Source organism: Flavobacterium micromati (assembly GCF_900129585.1).
GTDB classification, from domain to species: Bacteria; Bacteroidota; Bacteroidia; order Flavobacteriales; family Flavobacteriaceae; genus Flavobacterium; species Flavobacterium micromati.
Map to the genome: position 1 here is coordinate 104,079 of NZ_FQWF01000013.1, position 19,225 is coordinate 123,303.

At 32.2% G+C, this 19,225-nt stretch carries 18 protein-coding genes; 6 read left to right on the top strand and 12 right to left on the bottom strand.

Translation table 11 applies throughout. From position 1 onward, the window contains the following. Nucleotides 1–12 precede the first annotated feature (12 nt). From BUB42_RS14120 to BUB42_RS14140, 5 genes are all read left to right on the top strand, one after another. Nucleotides 13–192, top strand: a complete 180-nt coding sequence (locus BUB42_RS14120; protein ID WP_073021509.1) for a CcoQ/FixQ family Cbb3-type cytochrome c oxidase assembly chaperone — start codon at nucleotides 13–15, stop codon at nucleotides 190–192. Between the two features lie 18 nt (nucleotides 193–210). Beyond that, entirely contained in the window at nucleotides 211–1,092 is an 882-nt protein-coding gene (locus BUB42_RS14125) for a cbb3-type cytochrome c oxidase N-terminal domain-containing protein (protein ID WP_073021511.1), read from the top strand. Nucleotides 1,093–1,194: 102 nt separating this feature from the next. Next, complete coding sequence (ccoG, locus tag BUB42_RS14130) at nucleotides 1,195–2,613, top strand: cytochrome c oxidase accessory protein CcoG (protein ID WP_073021512.1); 1,419 nt, start codon at nucleotides 1,195–1,197, stop codon at nucleotides 2,611–2,613. A gap of 61 nt (nucleotides 2,614–2,674) precedes the next feature. After that, entirely contained in the window at nucleotides 2,675–3,127 is a 453-nt protein-coding gene (locus BUB42_RS14135) for a FixH family protein (protein ID WP_073021514.1), read from the top strand. A gap of 70 nt (nucleotides 3,128–3,197) precedes the next feature. After that, a complete protein-coding gene (locus BUB42_RS14140) occupies nucleotides 3,198–3,899 on the top strand; it encodes a sulfite exporter TauE/SafE family protein (RefSeq protein WP_073021515.1) in 702 nt (233 codons plus the stop codon). A 61-nt stretch (nucleotides 3,900–3,960) separates the two neighbouring features. Here the strand turns inward: BUB42_RS14140 and hemN are convergent, their stop codons facing one another. The 8 genes from hemN to BUB42_RS14180 all read right to left on the bottom strand — a co-directional run bounded on the left by hemN (nucleotide 3,961) and on the right by BUB42_RS14180 (nucleotide 14,038). Beyond that, nucleotides 3,961–5,325, bottom strand: a complete 1,365-nt coding sequence (gene hemN / locus BUB42_RS14145) for an oxygen-independent coproporphyrinogen III oxidase (protein WP_073021517.1) — start codon at nucleotides 5,323–5,325, stop codon at nucleotides 3,961–3,963. Between the two features lie 273 nt (nucleotides 5,326–5,598). Continuing rightward, the gene (locus tag BUB42_RS14150) at nucleotides 5,599–5,937 is read right to left on the bottom strand and encodes a type II toxin-antitoxin system PemK/MazF family toxin (RefSeq protein ID WP_073021518.1); all 339 of its coding nucleotides are present in this window, start codon (nucleotides 5,935–5,937) and stop codon (nucleotides 5,599–5,601) included. After that, nucleotides 5,924–6,136 (bottom strand): hypothetical protein, encoded by a 213-nt coding sequence (locus BUB42_RS14155; protein WP_073021520.1) that lies wholly within the window; start codon nucleotides 6,134–6,136, stop codon nucleotides 5,924–5,926. Before BUB42_RS14155 ends, BUB42_RS14150 begins: the two co-directional genes overlap by 14 nt. A 387-nt stretch (nucleotides 6,137–6,523) precedes the next feature. Beyond that, a complete protein-coding gene (locus BUB42_RS14160) occupies nucleotides 6,524–8,545 on the bottom strand; it encodes a DUF349 domain-containing protein (protein WP_073021522.1) in 2,022 nt (673 codons plus the stop codon). Nucleotides 8,546–8,784: 239 nt separating this feature from the next. After that, nucleotides 8,785–9,534, bottom strand: a complete 750-nt coding sequence (locus tag BUB42_RS14165) for a shikimate dehydrogenase family protein (protein ID WP_073021524.1) — start codon at nucleotides 9,532–9,534, stop codon at nucleotides 8,785–8,787. Beyond that, nucleotides 9,534–10,931 carry a tetratricopeptide repeat protein gene (locus BUB42_RS14170; RefSeq protein WP_073021525.1) on the bottom strand — a complete coding sequence of 466 codons (1,398 nt, stop codon included), beginning with the start codon at nucleotides 10,929–10,931 and terminating at the stop codon, nucleotides 9,534–9,536. Before BUB42_RS14170 ends, BUB42_RS14165 begins: the two co-directional genes overlap by 1 nt. Before the next feature lie 246 nt (nucleotides 10,932–11,177). Beyond that, nucleotides 11,178–12,365 carry an aspartate aminotransferase family protein gene (locus tag BUB42_RS14175; RefSeq protein ID WP_139257405.1) on the bottom strand — a complete coding sequence of 396 codons (1,188 nt, stop codon included), beginning with the start codon at nucleotides 12,363–12,365 and terminating at the stop codon, nucleotides 11,178–11,180. Nucleotides 12,366–12,382: 17 nt separating this feature from the next. Continuing rightward, entirely contained in the window at nucleotides 12,383–14,038 is a 1,656-nt protein-coding gene (locus BUB42_RS14180) for an OstA-like protein (protein WP_073021528.1), read from the bottom strand. A 558-nt stretch (nucleotides 14,039–14,596) separates the two neighbouring features. Between BUB42_RS14180 and BUB42_RS14185 the strand changes: the two genes are divergently transcribed. Beyond that, nucleotides 14,597–16,474, top strand: a complete 1,878-nt coding sequence (locus BUB42_RS14185) for an alpha-amylase family protein (RefSeq protein ID WP_073021530.1) — start codon at nucleotides 14,597–14,599, stop codon at nucleotides 16,472–16,474. An 85-nt stretch (nucleotides 16,475–16,559) separates the two neighbouring features. On the opposite strand, the gene BUB42_RS14190 is transcribed toward BUB42_RS14185, so the two are convergent. The 4 genes from BUB42_RS14190 to BUB42_RS14205 form a co-directional block, all read right to left on the bottom strand. Further along, the gene (locus BUB42_RS14190; protein WP_073021532.1) at nucleotides 16,560–17,333 is read right to left on the bottom strand and encodes a superoxide dismutase; all 774 of its coding nucleotides are present in this window, start codon (nucleotides 17,331–17,333) and stop codon (nucleotides 16,560–16,562) included. Between the two features lie 98 nt (nucleotides 17,334–17,431). After that, nucleotides 17,432–17,692, bottom strand: a complete 261-nt coding sequence (locus BUB42_RS14195) for an acyl-CoA-binding protein (RefSeq protein ID WP_073021534.1) — start codon at nucleotides 17,690–17,692, stop codon at nucleotides 17,432–17,434. Continuing rightward, nucleotides 17,692–18,345, bottom strand: coding sequence for a phosphatidylserine decarboxylase family protein (locus BUB42_RS14200; RefSeq protein ID WP_073021535.1), 654 nt, complete (start codon nucleotides 18,343–18,345; stop codon nucleotides 17,692–17,694). Before BUB42_RS14200 ends, BUB42_RS14195 begins: the two co-directional genes overlap by 1 nt. Beyond that, on the bottom strand, nucleotides 18,335–19,225 hold the full coding sequence (locus tag BUB42_RS14205; RefSeq protein WP_073021537.1) for a phosphatidate cytidylyltransferase: 891 nt from the start codon (nucleotides 19,223–19,225) through the stop codon (nucleotides 18,335–18,337). The genes BUB42_RS14200 and BUB42_RS14205 overlap by 11 nt, the downstream gene beginning before the upstream one ends.

The following is a 19,225-nucleotide window of genomic DNA, read 5'->3' on the forward strand; positions in this document are numbered from 1 at the left end:
AAAGTAGAAATCATGTTTGAACAAGTAAAACACAATTTAGAGACGATCGATGGTGTGGCCATATTTCCCATCTTATCGCTATTGATTTTCTTTTTCTTTTTCGTGGGACTCGGCATTTGGGTTTTCTCTTATAAAAAAGAAAAAATCGACGAGCTAAGCCAAATGCCATTGAGCGACAATAAAAAAGTATAATTTTTTAAAATTTACAGAATGAAAAAATTAATTCCATCATACCTTAGTGTGCCTTTTATTTTCTTTGCCGTGTTTGCAGCAACAGAATTTTTTATAGACTCAGGCGAGCGCCCTGCTTTCATCAAGTTTCCTATGGTCACCGTATTTTTACTTGTATTTCTATTTATCATCATCGCTATAGAAATAACAATTACAGCGGTGAACAATGTGACTTATTATTTATTAACTGCTGAGGAGAAAGCCAAGTTAAACGAATCTAAAAATTGGAGTCTAACTGAAAATAAATGGTATAAAAAATTAGTAGGATTGTTAATAAAACCAGAATCATCAGCAGAAGTAAGCGAAGATCAATTGCTACTTGACCATGATTACGACGGGATTAAAGAATTAGATAACAATTTACCACCATGGTGGGTGTATTTATTTTATGCATCGATAGTTTTTGGGGTGGTGTATATGGTTCGATTTGAAATTTTAGGTGCCGATAACCAAGAAATGGAACTAAAGAAAGAAATTGCTCAAGCCAAAATTGAGGTTGCAGAATACATGAAAACTGCTCCCGATATGATGGATGAAAAAACAGTGACTTTATTGACTGAAGCAGGCGATCTAGCAACAGGAAAAGAAATTTTCAATACCAATTGTGCTGCTTGCCACAGAACTGATGGAGGTGGGCAAATTGGTCCAAACCTAACGGATAATCAATGGATACTTGGAGGAGGAATAAAAAATATATTTCACACTTTAGTAAATGGAGGCCGTGATGGCAAGGGAATGATTTCTTGGAAGGGAACATTAAAACCAAAAGAAATGCAAAAAGTGGCCAGCTACGTTATTTCATTGAATGGAACTAATCCGCCTGATGCTAAAGCGCCCGAAGGTGAAGTTTATGTTGAATAAATCAATTTTAGTTTCAGTTATATATTAAATATAAACACGCATTCTTATTTAACTTTTGGATTTTAAGAATTATTTTAAAATTGTGTTTTAAATAAAAAAGAAATGTCAAATTTACCAGACGAAGCTTTTAGAGATACTATTGGAACTATAGATGAAGAAGGAAACAGAAAATTTATTTTTCCCAAAAAACCTTCTGGAAAGTTCTACGATTACAGGAAGTGGGTCAGCTATTTTTTGCTAATTGTTCTTGTTGCTAATCCTTTTATAAAGATCAATGGCAATCAGTTTATGATGTTTAACATATTGGAAAGACGATTCAATATTTTTGGATTTCCATTTTGGCCGCAAGATTTCTACATTTTTGTTCTTTTTATGATTGTTGGCGTCGTTTTCGTTATTCTTTTTACAGTTATTTTTGGACGTATATTTTGTGGCTGGATTTGTCCCCAAACAATATTTCTGGAAATGGTTTTCCGCAGAATAGAATATTGGATTGAAGGGGATCGTGGAGCGCAAATACGATTGGATAAACAAAAATGGGATGCAGAGAAAATCCGAAAAAAAGGCATTAAATGGGTTATCTTTTTAATCATTTCCTTTTTTATTGCCAATGTTTTTCTAGCCTATCTTATTAGTAGCGATAAATTGCTTTTAATGATTGAAGATGGTCCACGAGATCATATTAGTACATTAATCTCACTGCTTATATTTACAGGAATTTTCTACTTTATTTTTGCGTGGTTTAGAGAGCAAGTGTGCATTATAGCTTGTCCTTACGGAAGATTGCAAGGCGTTTTATTAGACGATAAATCTATAAATGTAGCGTACGATTTTGTACGTGGCGAAAAAGAAACTGGAAGAGCAAAATTCAACAAACAAGAAGATAGAGCGCTAACAGGAAAGGGCGATTGCATTGATTGTAAACAATGTGTGAATGTTTGTCCTACAGGAATCGATATTCGTAATGGAACGCAAATGGAATGTGTCAATTGTACCGCTTGTATAGATGAATGTGACGCCATTATGGATAACGTGGGTTTGTCGCGCGGACTTATTCGGTACGCATCGGAGGATGAAATTGAAAAAAATATCAAGTTCAAATTCACTGCTAGAATGAAAGGATATTCCGCTGTGTTGTTTATTTTAGTTGGTATTTTACTGGGTTTACTCTTTTTACGCACTGATGTTGAAGCTACAATTTTACGACTCCCTGGGCAATTGTTCCAACATAAAGGAGATAACATTAGCAACATTTATACTTTTAAGATCATAAATAAAACAAGTAATGATTTCAACGATATCAGTTTTAAACTAGTGGGAATAAAAGGAACGCTGAATGTTGTAGGAAAGAAAAACTTACAGGTTCCTAAACAAGGAATGAGCGGTGGAACTTTGTTTATAGAAATCAACCAAAATTTATTGGATAGCGACAAGACCAAACTGAAAATTGAAGTATATAATGGTGATAAAAAAATTGAAACTAGTACAACAAGTTTCTTGGGTCCGCGAAGTTTTGATTAAAAAGGTCAAGCCACGGAGTTAAATCAAAAATTTTACTTAAAAGAAATTATAAAAAGAAATCATGAAAATTAACTGGGGAACAGCAATCGTAATTGCTTTTAGCTTATTTATTAGCTTTATTCTATTCTTTGTAATTAAAGTGCAATCGGATTCTAAGTACGATAATGATCTAGTTGTTGAAGAATATTATAAGCATGACGCTAAGTTTGGAGATGAAATGGAACGTGTTCAAAATGCAGAAGATCTTGCTGTGAAACCGGTTTTCATATTAGCTGCAGATGGAGTTACGATTGTTTTTCCAGATGCATTTGTACCAAAAAACATCCAAGGAAAAGTGTCCCTTTATAGACCGTCTAACAAAAAATTAGATTTTGAAATTCCTATTTCATTATCTGATGATACTACTTTACTCATACCTAAAAAAAGTTTGGTAGGCGGTCGATGGGACATTAATATGGAATGGCAATATGAAGGAAAATTATATTTGTCTAAAAAAACAATTTATATCAACTAACTTAAATTCTAAAAATTCTAAAACCAATAGCTGGATTTAGGATTTTTATTTTTGTTAAAAAGTAAACAAAATGCTATACTCAGCCTTTATCTTCGGTTTAATAAGTAGTTTTCACTGCATAGGAATGTGCGGGCCTATCGCTTTGATGTTGCCTGTAGATCGACACAATCAGGCTAAAAAAGTGACTCAAATTATAACGTATCATTTAGGAAGATTAACAGCTTACGGCAGTATAGGATTTGTTTTTGGACTTCTTGGAAAAGGTTTCTTTTTAGCAGGAATTCAACAAAATTTATCCATTTTTATTGGTGCAGCAATGATTATTATTGTGCTAACTCCTGAAAAGATCTTTGCCAAATACAATTTTTCTAAACCAGCTTTTAAATTAATTTCCAAAATCAAAACCGCGTTAGGAAGTCAATTTAGAAATAAAAGTTACAAGTCTCTTTTTACCATTGGATTATTAAATGGGTTTTTACCTTGCGGAATGGTGTATGTCGCTCTTTTTGGGGCAATTGCAATGCAAAGTGAAAGTCTAGGCGTACTTTATATGATACTCTTTGGTTTAGGAACAGTTCCTATGATGAGTAGTGTGGTGTATATTAATTCTTATTTGACAGTACCAATTAGAAATAAAATCCAGAAAATAATTCCGTATGTAGCTGTCTTTATTGGTTGCTTATTTATTTTGAGAGGTTTAGGTCTTGGTATCCCATATATATCCCCTTCAAATATGAGTTTGTTTGTTCAAGAAAATCCTAACTGCCATTAGACTTTTTACTGTTCAAAAAAAAATACGCCAAATAGCGCATTTTTTATCATTGGAAGAAAAATTAAATTGTCATTGAAAACAGCGTGGTTTCTGGTGCTTTCCTAACCAAGCGTAAGTCAAACGCCATACAAATATTACGTACATGAGGTTTTCCAGCATCGGTGACCGTTAAGCTTTTTTCTCCAAAAATTAAAAGTCCATCATTTTCCATTTCTTTTAACTGAAGTATGATCTCAGGAATTTCGTTAAAGTAAGTTGTAGCATCACTCCATGAAGTTTCAAATTGACACATCAAGTTCAAAATGTGTTTTCGAATAATAAGATCTTCATCAGTTAATAAATGCCCACGATAAACGGGTAGTTTATCCCATTCCAATATTTGATAGTAATCCTCTAAATTTTTGACATTTTGCGCAAAGCTATACCAACTATCACTAATGGAAGATACACCTAATCCAATCATTAATTGCGTTTTAGAGGAACTGTATCCCATAAAGTTACGGTGTAATTCTCCATCTTGAAAAGCTTTATAAAGGCTATCGGTTGCTAACGCAAAATGATCCATTCCTATTTCATAGTAGCCATTTTCAAAAAGTAGTTGTTTACCCGTTTCATACAACAATCTTTTTTGATCATCTTTTGGGATGTCTTCATCTTTAAATCCGCGTTGCCCGTTGCCTTTGATCCAAGGTACATGTGCATAACTATAAAATGCCAAACGATCTGGCTGTAGTGATTTTGTTTTTTCAATTGTATCAATCACATCGTTGACCTCTTGAAAAGGTAAGCCAAAAATGATATCGTGACCAATAGATGTATAGCCAATTTCTCTCGCCCAAAAAGTAACTTTTGCAACATTATGAAATGGCTGTTCTCTATGTATGGCTTTTTGAACTTTAGCCGAATAATCTTGCACACCAAAGCTCACTCTTCTAAATCCTAAATCATATAATTTTTGTAAATGCTCGTAAGAAGTATTGTTAGGATGTCCTTCAAAGCTAAATTCATAATTCGCCGCTTTTGTAGCACTTTTAAAAATACCGTTTATTAAATCTTCTAAGTTTTTAGGCGAGAAAAAAGTTGGAGTTCCGCCTCCTAAATGAATTTCTTTAATAACGGGTTTCTCGCCGATTATTTTACAATAGATCGACCATTCTTTCAAAACGGCTCCTATGTATGGATTTTCTAGACTGTGATTTTTTGTAATGCGCTTATTGCAGCCACAAAAAGTGCATAAGCTTTCGCAAAAAGGCAAATGAATATACAAACTAATTCCTTCTACGTTATTACTTTCAACGAAGGATTTTTTTAGAGTTTCCGTCCAAATTTTATACGAAAAATCAGTTTCATCCCAATATGGAACCGTAGGATAACTGGTGTATCTTGGACCTGCAACATTGTATTTCTGAATTAAGGAATTTTTCATGATAAAAGCTTTTATTGAGCTTCAAAAATAGTATTTACGGTCACTATTTAAAATGATATTTATCATGTGTGAAATTGACATAAAAAAAGACTCTTTCGAGTCTCAAGATTTTAATAATAACAATTTTATTATTTATACCATGTTCAAATTTCGTAATTGCTTTAATTTTTCTTTCCAAACGGCAAGGCTTTCTTTGAGAATTGCAATATTTTTTCGAACCTCCAAAACTATTGAATTTTACCGTTAAAGCAATTTGCCTATAATTTTGCGATTTTACATTTCGAACACTTTTTTCAAAGCTTCTTTAATTTCATATAGCGCAGCAATATCAATCGTGCCAACTCTCTTTATAAGGTGTTCTTCAGAGATTGAACGCACCTGAAAACAATCAACCGCCGATTCTTTTTTTAATCCATTTTGAATATTAGGTTTAATTTGAACCATCCAAGGAGCAATTTTATAGCGATCTTTCCAGTCGGTTAGAGGAACTACAACTTTTAAAGGAAGTTTGCCTAACAAATTATTATTAACAATAATCGCAGGACGCGTTTTTTGTATTTCGGCTCCTTTGGTGGGGTCAAGATTAACCAACCAAATTTCACTTTGTTTCATAAAAATGTTCTAAATCTAAAACTGTGAATGCAGTTAATTCTGAATTTTTAGTATAGTCCAGATATAATTCATTTACCGCACCTTCCATTTGCTGACGCAATTCTTCTTCTTTAATTGCCTTGATGGTTTCTTCAACAATGTAAAACTTCTTAGAGAGAGGCAACCTTCGTATTTCTTTAATAATGTCTAAAGTTTCCATGATTTGAATATTTTATTAAACTATTCTTTAATAAGCTATTTTAAATTTTTATAGCAAAAAATTTTGCTTAAATCGAGAAGTAAAAGTACGACAAAAAATATTATTTAATCAATTTATAGTTTTATTGCAATTCGATAATTTTTGAATTTCTGTAAAACGGTAATAATATTGCTAAATTGGCAATTTAAAATATTAACAAACCAAATTTTTATTTTTAGATCCTCCTATCAAAATTAAGAAATAAAATTGCCACACAAAATTCACATTTTTAATGCTACTTAAAATTTCGTAATATTCCGGATCATATAAAAATGTAAAACACTTGATATATTTGCATAAAAAAACCTCGAATTATTACGATTCGAGGTTTCGTATTTTTAATTAATACTATTCCATATTCAAATTTCGTAATTGCTTTAATTTTTCTTTCCAAACGTCAAGGCTTTCTTTATGAATTGCAATGTTTTTTCGAACCTCCAAAACTATTGAATTTTCTTTTTTAGCATTTCTAGTATTGGTAAAAAACTGAATGTTATTTTCTAATTGGAAAATTTCATTTTGCACTTCATCAATTTTTCGCATGATGAAAATCTTTTCATTATCAAGTTTTCGAGTATCATGACTTTCTGATAAATGATCCATTCTATTGGCAAAACGCATCAAATCAGTATCCTTTTTACTCAAACTTAATTTCTCAAAAAGTGCATCTAGAATTTTATTGAATTTACCTTCTATGTGTCGTCTTGGGAAAGGTACTTTTCCATAACTTTTCCAGGTTTCAATATGTAATTTTATTGCGTCTAAATCGGTTTTGTGCTCTCCAACTAATTGGAATTCTCTCAACGTTTCTAAATATGCTTTTTTATTGTCAAATGCGGCTACTTCTTCTCCGTTTTCTTCATTTTTTTGTTCTTTTAATTTTTCAAAATAATGATTACACGCATCCTTAAATTCTTTCCAAATTTTATCTGAATATTTTCTTGGTACATGTCCTATTTGTTTCCATTCCTCTTGAATTTGCTTCATTATAGGAGTTGTGGCCGCAAAATCTATACTTTCTTGAAGTTCCTTAGCTTTAACTACAAGAGCCGTTTTTTTGCTTAAATTATCGTTTTGATCTTTTTTAATGTCTTTGTAAAATGAATTCTTGAAAGAATTGAAATTTCTAACAGCAGTTTTAAAAGCGGACCAGGTTTCTTCATTAACATCTGACGGCACTTTTCCAGCAGAGAAAAACGCAGTTCGCAAAGCTTCTACTTTTTCTATTTGAGCCAGCCATTGTGAATGTGCATTGACCTTTTCAGTAGCGATCACCTCAATTTTAGCAATAATTTCTTTCTTATTTACTAAATTTTCTAATTCTGTTCCTCTTTGATTTTCAAATAAAACTTCTCTTTTGTCATGCATTTGTTTAGTCAAATCACTAAACTTATTCCAAATATCATCCCGATGTTCTCGAGAAACAGGACCAATGTCTTCTTTCCAAATTTTATGTAAATCTTGTAATTCTCTGAATGCTTTATTAACATCAGCTTCGTTTACTAATTCTTCAACACGTGCTACAATTTTTTGTTTTAGCTCTAAATTGTGTTTAAAATCTAGATCTCGAGCTTCTCTATCTAAGTGTAAATAATCATAGAAATTTTCTACATGAAAATGATAATTGTTCCAAACGTGATTGTATTTATCTTTTGGAATGGAACCAGCATTTTTCCAACGTTCTCTTAAATCATTAAAATGTTTTAACGTGTCTTTTATATTTTCCTGCGGATTAATTAACTCTTTTAATTCCTCAACTATAGCTAATCGGTTTTCTAAATTAGTTTTTAGATTTGTCTGTAAACTTTTGAAATGCACATTTTTGGCCTCTCTGTAAGTGGAATAATATTTATCAAAATTAGTTTTTAGAGGAGAATGATACTGAAAATCTTCGCTAGGATCTTGATTTTCGGCTAGAAATTCTTCTTTTTTCTCTTCTAAAAGATGGTTGTATTTTGCTAAAAATGATTTTTTTATCTCTTCAATATGATCTTTGGCAGCCAATACTTTTTCTGCCACAACTAAATTTTTTAATTCATCAACTAATTCCTCAAGTGATAATGTATCATAGTCCTGCATTGGAATTTCGTGACGATCTTTACGTGTTTCATCTTCACTTTCTTCTGCATTCGAATTAGAAATGGAATCAACTGCTGTTTGATTATCTCCTTCATTTACATCTACTAAGGCTGTATTTGCCTCCTCAGAAGGAAGAATTATATTTTCTTCAGTAACTGTATCATTTTCAACCACCGTTGACAATTGATCCGCTGGCGAAGTAACTTCTTCAGTAAAGTGATTGCCATTTTCTACATTTCCATCTGCTTCATTTTCGTGATGAGTCAGGTTATCGTTCTTTTCTTCTAACATTTTTTCAATGTGTAAGGTTTGTAATTCTATCTATTGCGAAAGATACTAAAGCAGTTTGTAAATACAAAATAAATATCTTACTAATCACTTTTAATGCATTCAATATAATTTAATTAACAGGAATGCAACGGTGTCAGAATGTGCAAAATATATTTTTTTTCGGTTTTTTAATAAAAAAAACCACAACTTTTTAAGGCTGTAGTTAGTAAAAAAAAATTTTGTTTTTTGATTTTAACTTTCTATTTATTCCAAATTTTCCAAGCCTTCTCCGCCTGATAAATAAGCATGTCCAAACCATTTTTAATTTGCGCGCCATTTTCTTTGGCCTTTTTTAGAAATTGAGTTTCTGCAGGATTATAAATTAAATCAAAAGCAATATGTTTTTCTGTGAAATATTCATAAGGAATTAACGGAAATAAATCCACATTAGGACTTGTTCCCACTGGAGTTGAATTGATTATAATTTGGTAATTATCAAATGTTGTAGAATTGATTCCTGGGTAATCTATTGCATTACCCTTAATTTCTCTTGAAACAAATGTATAAGGAATTTTTAGTTCCTCTAATGCAAAGGCTACTCCTTTTGAAGCGCCTCCAGTTCCTAAAATTAGCGCTTTTTTGTGATGGTCTTTTAATAGTGGTTCTAATGATTTTTTAAAACCATAATAGTCGGTATTATAGCCTTTTAATTTTCCTTTTTTGGTAATTTTAATTGTATTTACAGCGCCAATCGATACTGCTTTTTTCGATAATTTATCTAAAAATGGTAGTACAATTTCTTTATATGGAATAGTGACATTTAATCCTTTAAGATCTAGATTATTTTTTATGATTTCTGGAAAAGAGTCTATTTCGGCAATATCGAAATTTTCATATGTGCAGCCTTCAAAATTTTCATTAATAAATTTATCTGTAAAATAACCTTTCGAAAACGAATAGCTAATATTTCTGCCTAATAAACCAAAACGTTTTCGAACTGTATCAATCATTATGAATTTTTATATTTTGCAATGTAATTTTGAACCATTTTCTTTGTCCAAACTACAGGAAATAATTCTTCTAACAATTTAATGTTTTCAACATTCAGTCTCATTGCATTGCTAAGATGAAATTTTGCCTTAGTTCCATCAGTTAACATGAAATAAAGTCCAGCTAAACGATATTCAATTTCGTTTTCTTCAGGAAAATATTCAGATGCTTGCAACAACGTTTGAATCGCACTTTCAAATTCGCCCAAATACTGCAAAATATCAACCCAAAACAACCATGTTTCTAATGAATGATCACCAAATTCAACGGCTTTTCGATAGCCAAATTCCGCCTCTTCAAAGAAATTCATGTATTTATTGATAGAAGCAAATCTTTTCCAATACATCTTATTATGATTGTCAATTGCTAATGCTTTATTGACATAAAAAAGAGCTTTCTGATAATTTTTTTGACGAACATAAAAATCAGTGATTGCAATCCAACCTTTGTCTAAAAGTGGATCTTCGTGAACCGTTTGATTGAAATATTTCAAGGCTTGAACCTTGTTGCCTAGCTTTTCATGACATTTTCCAATGCGAAGTAATGCATACGAAGTAGCGTCATCTAATTCTATTGTTCTTTCGTAGCTTTCAATTGCTTCTTTGTGTTTTTTTAAGCGTTCAAATGCTTTTGCTTTTTCCATAAAAGCACCTAGAAATTCGTCATCAATTAAAGTAGCATAATCAAATGCTTTAATGGCATTTTTATATTCTTTTTCGCTATAATGCAAGCGTCCCACTTGATGCCAAGCAATTTCACTATATGGATTTTTGTCTATATATTGATTCAAGTAAACGATAGCATCTTGATTTTGATCTAAAAATTCGAAACAATAAACAATGTTGTACAAAGCAGATTGGTCTTCCAAATCTTCTTCTAAACATTTGATGAAATTGTTTTTCGCTAACTCAAAATTATCCATAAACAGGTATTCCATTCCTATTAAATTATAGACATCAGCGTAATCATCAGTATATTTTAAAGCTATTTTTAAAAGTTCCACTGCTTTTTCGTGTTGATCTCTTTTAGAATAAATATTTGCTTTTTGAATGTATATTTCTTCGTTAGTTGGTTCTATTGCGTATAATTCATTTAATAATTTTTCGGCAAGCTCCAATTTGTCATCATAAACTAACATCTCCACTTGGACTAATTTTAGTCCTGTTGATTTAGGGTGCTGATCTAGTGCTAATTTGAGTGCTTTTTTCGCTAAAGCGGATTTACCCATATCTAGATAATGAAGAATAATTTCTTCAAATTCTTCAGAATCAAAAAAGAGTACTTTGTTGGTTTTCAACATCGACTCAAATTTGGACAGGGATAAGTTGTAGTCTTCTTCTTCGTTGCTTAATTGCATACTATTTTTTTTAATTTCGCCTACCTAAAATTAGACATCCTTAAGCTTTGTATGAGCTAATAAGTTTATTCTTGTGAACAATTTAATTAACAAATTCAAATTTGCTGTTCTGCAGGATGTTCAAATTAACCTAAAAATATGTTATTAACGTGAATCACTAGCCCGGATAGAAGTGGAAATCCTTTTATGTTCGCCGCGGCGGATGTAAAAGATTGTAACAAATAGCCGGATTAGCTCCAAATAAAATTAATGATTTAAAGTTATTTCGTCCATAACTTCAAGAATTATTTTACAACCTTCTCGTATTTCTTGCTGTGAAATAGTTAGCGGCGGCGTGATTCGAATTGCTGTTCCTTCAAAAAGCAACCAGAATAAAATAAGTCCTTTTTCTTGACATTTCAGCACTACTTCGTTAGTAATATCAGCACTTTTTGTCATTGCGGCAAGCATTAATCCTTTACCTCGTATCTCCTCTATCAAAGGATGTACCAGAAGCGATCTAAACAACTTTTCTTTCTCTATTGCTTCGGGCATCAGGTTGGTCTCTGTAATTTCCTTCAAAGTTGCTAAGCACGCTGACGCAATGACAGGATGACCTCCAAAGGTTGTTATATGTCCTAATTTAGGATTATCACTTAGTAAATCCATTCTTTCTGATGAAGCAGTAAAGGCTCCCACCGGCATTCCACCGCCCATTCCTTTACCCATTACAAGAATATCTGGGACAACATCATAATTTTGAAATCCAAAAAGTTTTCCTGTTCTTCCAAAACCGGGTTGGATTTCGTCGAGAATCATCATGGCTCCAACTTCATCACATCGCTGACGTACTTTTTTTAGAAAATCATTGTGTGGCTGAATAAATCCTGCTCCTCCTTGAATGGTTTCTAGAATAATTCCTGCTGTTTTTGTTGTTATTTTTTGTAAGTCATCTTCATTATTGAAAGTTATAAAATCAACGTCAGGAATCAGTGGACGAAATACTTGTTTGCGCTCCTCGAATCCCATTACGCTCATTGATCCCATCGTATTTCCGTGGTATGCGTTATGACAAGAAATTAGTTGGCTTCGTCCTGTGGTTCGTCTTGCGAGTTTTAAAGCCCCTTCAATTGCCTCAGTTCCTGAATTGACGAGATAAGTTTTGTCTAACGCTGGCGGTAGGAGTGAAGCTAATAATTTACAATATTCTACTGCTGGACTTTGCGAATATTCACCATAAACCATTACGTGTGAATATTTATCAAGTTGATCCTTTATTGCTTGATTCACCCGTGGATGTTGGTGTCCAAGTGAGCAAGCTGAAACTCCTGCCACAAAATCTAAGTATTTTTTATTATTAGTATCATAAATATAAGATCCCACAGCATGGGAAACTTCCATACCTAATGGATATGGTGAAGTTTGCGCTTGATATTTTAAAAAATCAGTTTTCAAAACTATTGTTTTTTAAGTTATTTTACTTTTCCAGTTTTGGCTGGAAGTGGTTTTTGTTTTTTGTCGTAGTTCAAAGTTTCCTTTCTAATTTTCATTGGAACTTCTTCTTTTGCTATAGCGGCTTTGGTTTCCTTAACTTCTGTTGCATTTTCTCCATTCTCTTCGGCAGGAAAAATGTCATCTTTAGATTTAATTTGTTCCTCTCCTCGCCATAATAATCCTCTTAATTTACGAGCATTTTCAGGCAACTCGCTTTCTGGATAAATATCTCCATCCACTTGTTGAAAGAAAGTGATGGTTTCAATTTCATTTTTATCCAACAGAAGATTGATTTTACTACTTACATTTTTATTGATACCAATAAGCTCTTGTGCATCATTTCGCATGTAATAAATAACTTCGGCATTTTTAATAATGTCAACATCCCGCAATTTTCCGTCTTCAAATTTTCCATATAGATTTTGACCTTTAACTTGGTTGTAACCTGTTCCAATAGTATCCTGTGATACAATAAAGGTATTATTGAGTACCTTCAGTGAATCTAATTTTTGAGTTGTATTGTTTCCTATAAGATGCATGAGATCACCAGTTATTTGACTTTTTCCATTCCAAAGTATGGGATTACCAATCATTTTTGTCAAAGAAATTTTCGAACTAGAATGAATTGAATCACATTTTCCGCTCATATCTTTTTTAAAAAATCGCACATTATTAAAAGCTCTAATTATTCTTTCACCTTCTTTTCCAGTTACCATTAATTTTTTTCCATGTATGTAAACCGAGTCATTTTCGACAAAGTTTACAGCCAATGCTCTTTTAGTAACAAAAACCGAATCTAATTTTTTGTACAACTCGGCATAATGACCTTTTATAATCCCGCGATTGACTGAATCAGTAATTTTTACATTTCTGGTAGCCGATGCAAATTCTTTATTTCGATCATAATATAAACTATCACCCCGAATCACACGATCATCATATTTGATAAATGATTTGGTCAGGAAATGAGCCAGATTTTTTTTAGTGTCGTAAAATCCTTTTTCAGTATAAATATAATTGGTTTTGCTAGTAATTGTTGATGGTCCAAAAAGGTATGAATGCCCAGAATTACTGTAATAATCAAGATGATTTGATTTGATAACATACGTTGGATTTGTAATTGTAACAGCTGTCAGGAATTTAAATTTCTTTTCATTTGCGTAATATCTACCAGCGTTACTTTTTAAAATATTGTCTTTATTAACGATAGTTCCGGGAGTATCATAGAAAACTTCCTGTGCGTTTCTGTCAAAATTGATAATTTCTGTTTCTAGTGTCGCATCGGGAGAACTCATTACCGCATCTCCAGAAGCATAAGCTTTTTTTAAATTTCCATTATATTCTGCGTATTTGCTATTTAAAAACAAAGTATCACCTTGAACCATTTGCACATTTCCAAAAGCTTTTATGTAATTTTCTTTTTGGAAATAATACGCTTTATTACAAGTCATTACAATTCCGTCGTGATTTACACGAACATTTCCTATCAACAATAATGCATCAGGAATCTCAACTTGATTCACATCAGCAAAATCAGAATTTTCTACAATAATTTTTTTCGGGGCTTGTGCCAAAACTACTTGTGAAAGCAGTAACAAGAAGCAACAACAAACGAAAAAGAGCGATTTCTTCAATGGGTTTATTTTTTGACAAATTTATGAAAAAGCATACAATCCTAATCTATATTAAGGTTTATTTATAACGGAGTAAAATAATGGCTAAGTAAATAAAAAAGATAACAATGTCTTCTAATCCATTTAAGAAATACCAGAAAAGATAAATTTATGCGATATTATTCTAAAATAAGACTTTTTAGGTCCTAAGTTTTATCATTAAAAGTGTAGACTTACCGTTTTTTTTTTTTTGAATTTACCGTAAAAAAGTAATTAGATTTACAAGGTTGGGTGCGTCATCCGTTGCATAATCTAAATGCAAAAACTAATCTACACTTAAATGATCTTGTTTACTACAGCGCTTCATAGTTCTTGCCAATCAGAACAAAAATTAGCAAATTTAAAGTTATTAACAAATACTATTACTCCTTCGTTGTAGTTGTACTAGCCAAATTAGATTTTTTTTAATTTTATAAATGGCGAAGTTCATTTAATAAAATTGCAGTAATTTTAAAAAGTGGTTAGTGCATTGATGTTAATGCATCTCTAATACTTAAAAAATTATCTTAAATAATTATAATGATTAAAAAAACAACAACAGCAGTAAGTCTGAGTTTGCTAATTTTAGCTTCAGCTTGTAAAACGACGCAACCAAAAATGAATGAAGAAAAAAAAGAGTTGGTTTCCACTAAAAAAGAAGTAGTTTACCAAGTTTTTACCCGATTGTTTGGCAATAAAAACACCACCAATAAACCTTGGGGAACAATCGAAGAAAATGGAGTGGGGAAATTCAATGACTTTACAGATTTAGCTTTGAAGGAAATTAAAGATTTAGGTGTAACATACATTTGGTACACTGGAGTGCCGCATCATGCGTTAGTGAGAGATTACACTGCAATAGGAATTTCAAACGATGATCCCGAAGTTATCAAAGGCCGAGCTGGCTCTCCTTATGCGGTAAAAGATTATTACAACGTAAATCCTGATTTAGCAGTTAATCCAGCAGACCGTTTGCAGGAATTTGAAGCTTTGATTAATAGAACGCACAAGGCGGGAATGAAAATGCTTATTGATATTGTTCCTAATCATATCGCTCGTAAATATGAAGGCAAGAGTAATCCTAGTGGAATAAAAGATTTTGGCGCTGATGTTGACACAACAGTCGAATATAAAAGAGACAACAACTTTTATTATATTCCTAAAACGCAATTTGAAATTCCAGACGGTGTTGTGCCACTTAATGGCGAGAAAAATTCTTTGATTGATGGTAAATTTGTAGAAATTCCTGCCAAATGGACCGGTAATGGTTCGCGTATGGCAAAACCAGATAAGAATGATTGGTATGAAACAATAAAAGTTAATTACGGAATTCGTCCGGATGGATTCAAAGATTTTCCTGAACTACCTGCTGGTTCTGAAACAAAATCCTATCAAGAGCATTTCGATTTTTGGAAAAATAGGGATGTTCCTAATTCATGGGTAAAATTTAGAGATATTGCTTTGTATTGGACAGCAAAAGGAGTTGATGGTTTCCGTTTTGACATGGCCGAAATGGTTCCCGTTGAATTTTGGAGTTATATGAACTCTGCAATCAAGGTAAATAATCCAGATGCTTTTTTACTCGCAGAAGTGTACAATCCGAAAGAATATCGAAACTACATTCAATTGGGAAAAATGGATTATTTGTATGACAAAGTGGAAACGTATGATAAACTAAAAGAAATTATTCAAGGAAAATCGGCACCAAATGATTTAACAAATATTCAAAAAGGGCTGGAAGATATAGAGCATAATATGCTCCATTTTTTGGATAACCATGACGAACAGCGATTAGCAAGTGCGCAATTTGCTGGAACCCTACAAAAAGGGAAACCATTAATGGTGTACTCCATAACAATTGGTACATCGCCTACGATGGTTTACTTTGGTCAAGAAGTAGGGGAGGCTGGAAATGAAAATGCTGGTTTTGGATTGCAGTCCAGAACATCTATTTTTGATTACATGGGAGTGCCAAACCATCAGCGCTGGATGAATGGTGGAAAATTTGATGGTGGACAATTAACTCATGATGAAAAAGAGCTCCGTAATTTTTACAAAAAATTGCTGAATTTTTCAATTAATAGTTCAGCATTAATGGGGAAATACCAGGAAATTCAAACCATCAATCAGCAGTCAACTAAAGCTTATGATGCCGGAATATATGCTTTTACGCGCTGGTCTAATGATCAAAAATTAATTGTAGTTACTAACTTTTCTTGGTTGACAGTTAGCGTATTTGAATTAAAAATTCCATCTGATATTATAACGCAATGGAACTTAAAAGATGGAACCTATACTTTAACAGATCAAATTTATAAAAATAATTCGGTAAAGCTCGAGGTTTTAAATGGCGAGGGAAAAGCAAAAATAAAAATTGAACCTTCGGAGTCGTTCATTTATCAATTAGAGGTAAATTGATTTGAAGAAATGTTCATTGTTGGTTTTAATAAAAAAGTGATATTACAGTTTTTGTACTATCACTTTTTTTATTTTGTAATTCAAATTATTTTTTTAGAGCACTTTCATAATTTTCTTCCACTTTTTTCCAATTGATAATTTTGAAAAAAGCATCGATGTAACTACCTCTTTTATTTTGGTAATCTAAATAATAAGCGTGTTCCCAGAGGTCTAATGCTAAAATTGGAGTTCCAGCAACGGGAGCATTTCGCATCAATGGATTATCTTGATTTGGAGTAACAGTAACTTGAAGTTTCCCAGTTCGATCGAGAATTAGCCACGCCCAACCAGAACCAAATTGATTGGAAGCTTCTTCTTTAAACAACGAAGCGAATATTCCATAAGAACCAAAATCTCGAATTATAGCCTCAGCTAGAGCATTTTGTGGTTCGCCTCCTCCTTTTTGAGTCATACACTTCCAATACAAAGAATGGTTATAAAATCCACCAGCGTTATTTCGCATTATCTCATTATTTGGATCTAATTTGGCTAAAACTTCTTCTATTGTTAAATTTTCAAGCGGCGTGCCTACTATTGCTTTATTGAGATTGTTAGTGTATGACAAATAGTGTTTGGAATAATGCAACTCTAAAGTAGCAGCTGATATATTAGGCGTTAGTGCATTATAAGCGTATCCCAATTTATCAAGCTGAAATGATCCTTCAAAAGCTTGTATATCATCAGGGGATCCAACGACTACCTTTTGCTCTACGACCGTTGGCAACGGAACTTCAACTACTTCAATTAATTTATTATTATTACAAGATTGCAAAATAAGTATGAAATAGAAAACAACTGCTAAAAATTTTATTCTTTTCATATTGTGCTTTTTTTAATTTAGAGTAATCGATAATTTATGCAGCATTGTTAGAATTCACAATAAAACCGAAAATAAACTCATTTCAGAAAAAATGTTTTTTACAGTGAATGAATCATTGCGATATAATTTTCTTTGGCTTCATCAATAGAAAGGTGGCTAATTTGCATCCAGGCATTAGTTTTAAAAGCATCGCGTAAATGGAATGATGAATTTTGCTTTAGATCTAAAGTTCCCCTTGTGGCTTGCTTGTACAAAGCGTACAGTCTGAGCTGCACATCTTGAGGTAAAGAAGCTTGCGTCATTGCCGATGCTATTTCCACAGCCGCCGCAAATCGGGTATCTAAATCTAGTTCAATCATTATAATTTAGTAGCGATAACAGTTTTTCCTCCAACTGCTTTGTCATTCAAGGATACATTTATAGTTGTTCCTAATGGTAAAAAAATATCAACTCTAGAACCAAATTTTATAAAGCCAGCGTCAGTTCCCTGAATTACTTGCATTCCTTCCTGAGCGTAGTTTACGATACGTCTCGCTAGTGCTCCAGCAATTTGACGATATAGCACTTCACCAAACGTTTCATTTTCGATCACAATCGTAGTGCGTTCATTTTCCTCACTTGCCTTTGGGTGCCAAGCTACTAAAAATTTACCGGGATGATATTTACTAAATTTTACAAGACCACTCAAGCCGTAACGTGTAACATGCACATTTATAGGCGACATGAAAATAGATATTTGCAAACGTTTATCTTTAAAATACTCTCCTTCAAATACCTCTTCAATAACTACTACTTTGCCATCAACAGGTGCAAGAATTATGTTTTCATCGCTTATAACATTTCTTTTAGGATTTCTAAAAAACTGTAAAATGATTATTAATAGCAGTAAGGTTGCTATCTGTACACCTATTTTTAACCAATATTGGTCAATTAAATAATCTGATAATAGTAAAACAACAGCGGTAAAAATACTGCCTAATAAAATTGATTGGGTTCCTTCTTTATGAAACATAATTTAAAATTTGGTAAAACAAAAAAATAATTGGTGCCACAAATATAACACTATCTAAACGATCTAGTATGCCTCCGTGACCAGGCATTATACTTCCGCTATCTTTAACACCTGCTATTCGCTTAAATTTAGATTCTATTAAATCGCCAATAGTTCCAGCGATTCCAGTAATTACAGCAATTGATGTCCAAATTAAAATGGATCTTTCGCTAAATTGAGGATTTGCTTTAATATAATACTTAGAGATTAAATAACCGGCTATAACAGCGAATACGATTCCGCCTACAAGTCCTTCGATTGTTTTTTTAGGTGATATTTTTTCGAAAAGTTTTGTTCGTCCTATTGATTTGCCTACGATATAAGCAAATGTATCATTTGTCCAAACCAAAATAAACAGTCCTATTATAATTTTTGGATTATAATCATTTATACCAAATGATATTTTTGTTATAAACACAAATGGTAAAATGATATATCCTATTAAATAAAGGTATTTGGATGATGTACTTATCTTCTGAATACTATCGTAAAATAAAAATAGAATACATTTTATTGACACTACTAATGAAATAACTAATAGTACAATGTTCAGTTGCTGGATGTTAATATTAATAGCAACATTAGCATTAAATATTTTGTTTATTCTTTCGATCGTGATGTTATTGTAACTGCTGATTAATGTTACTGAAGTGTAAATCAAAAATCCAATAAATAATGGAAATGCTTTTTTTAAATCGACTAAATTGCAAAATTCATAAATTGCAATTAGTAGAAAAATTCCAAATAAAATGAAAAAGGTTTCAGTGGAGTATAAAATAGAAACAAGTAATAATACAATATAAACAGCTCCTGATATACCTCGTTTTAGAGTTTCATTCAT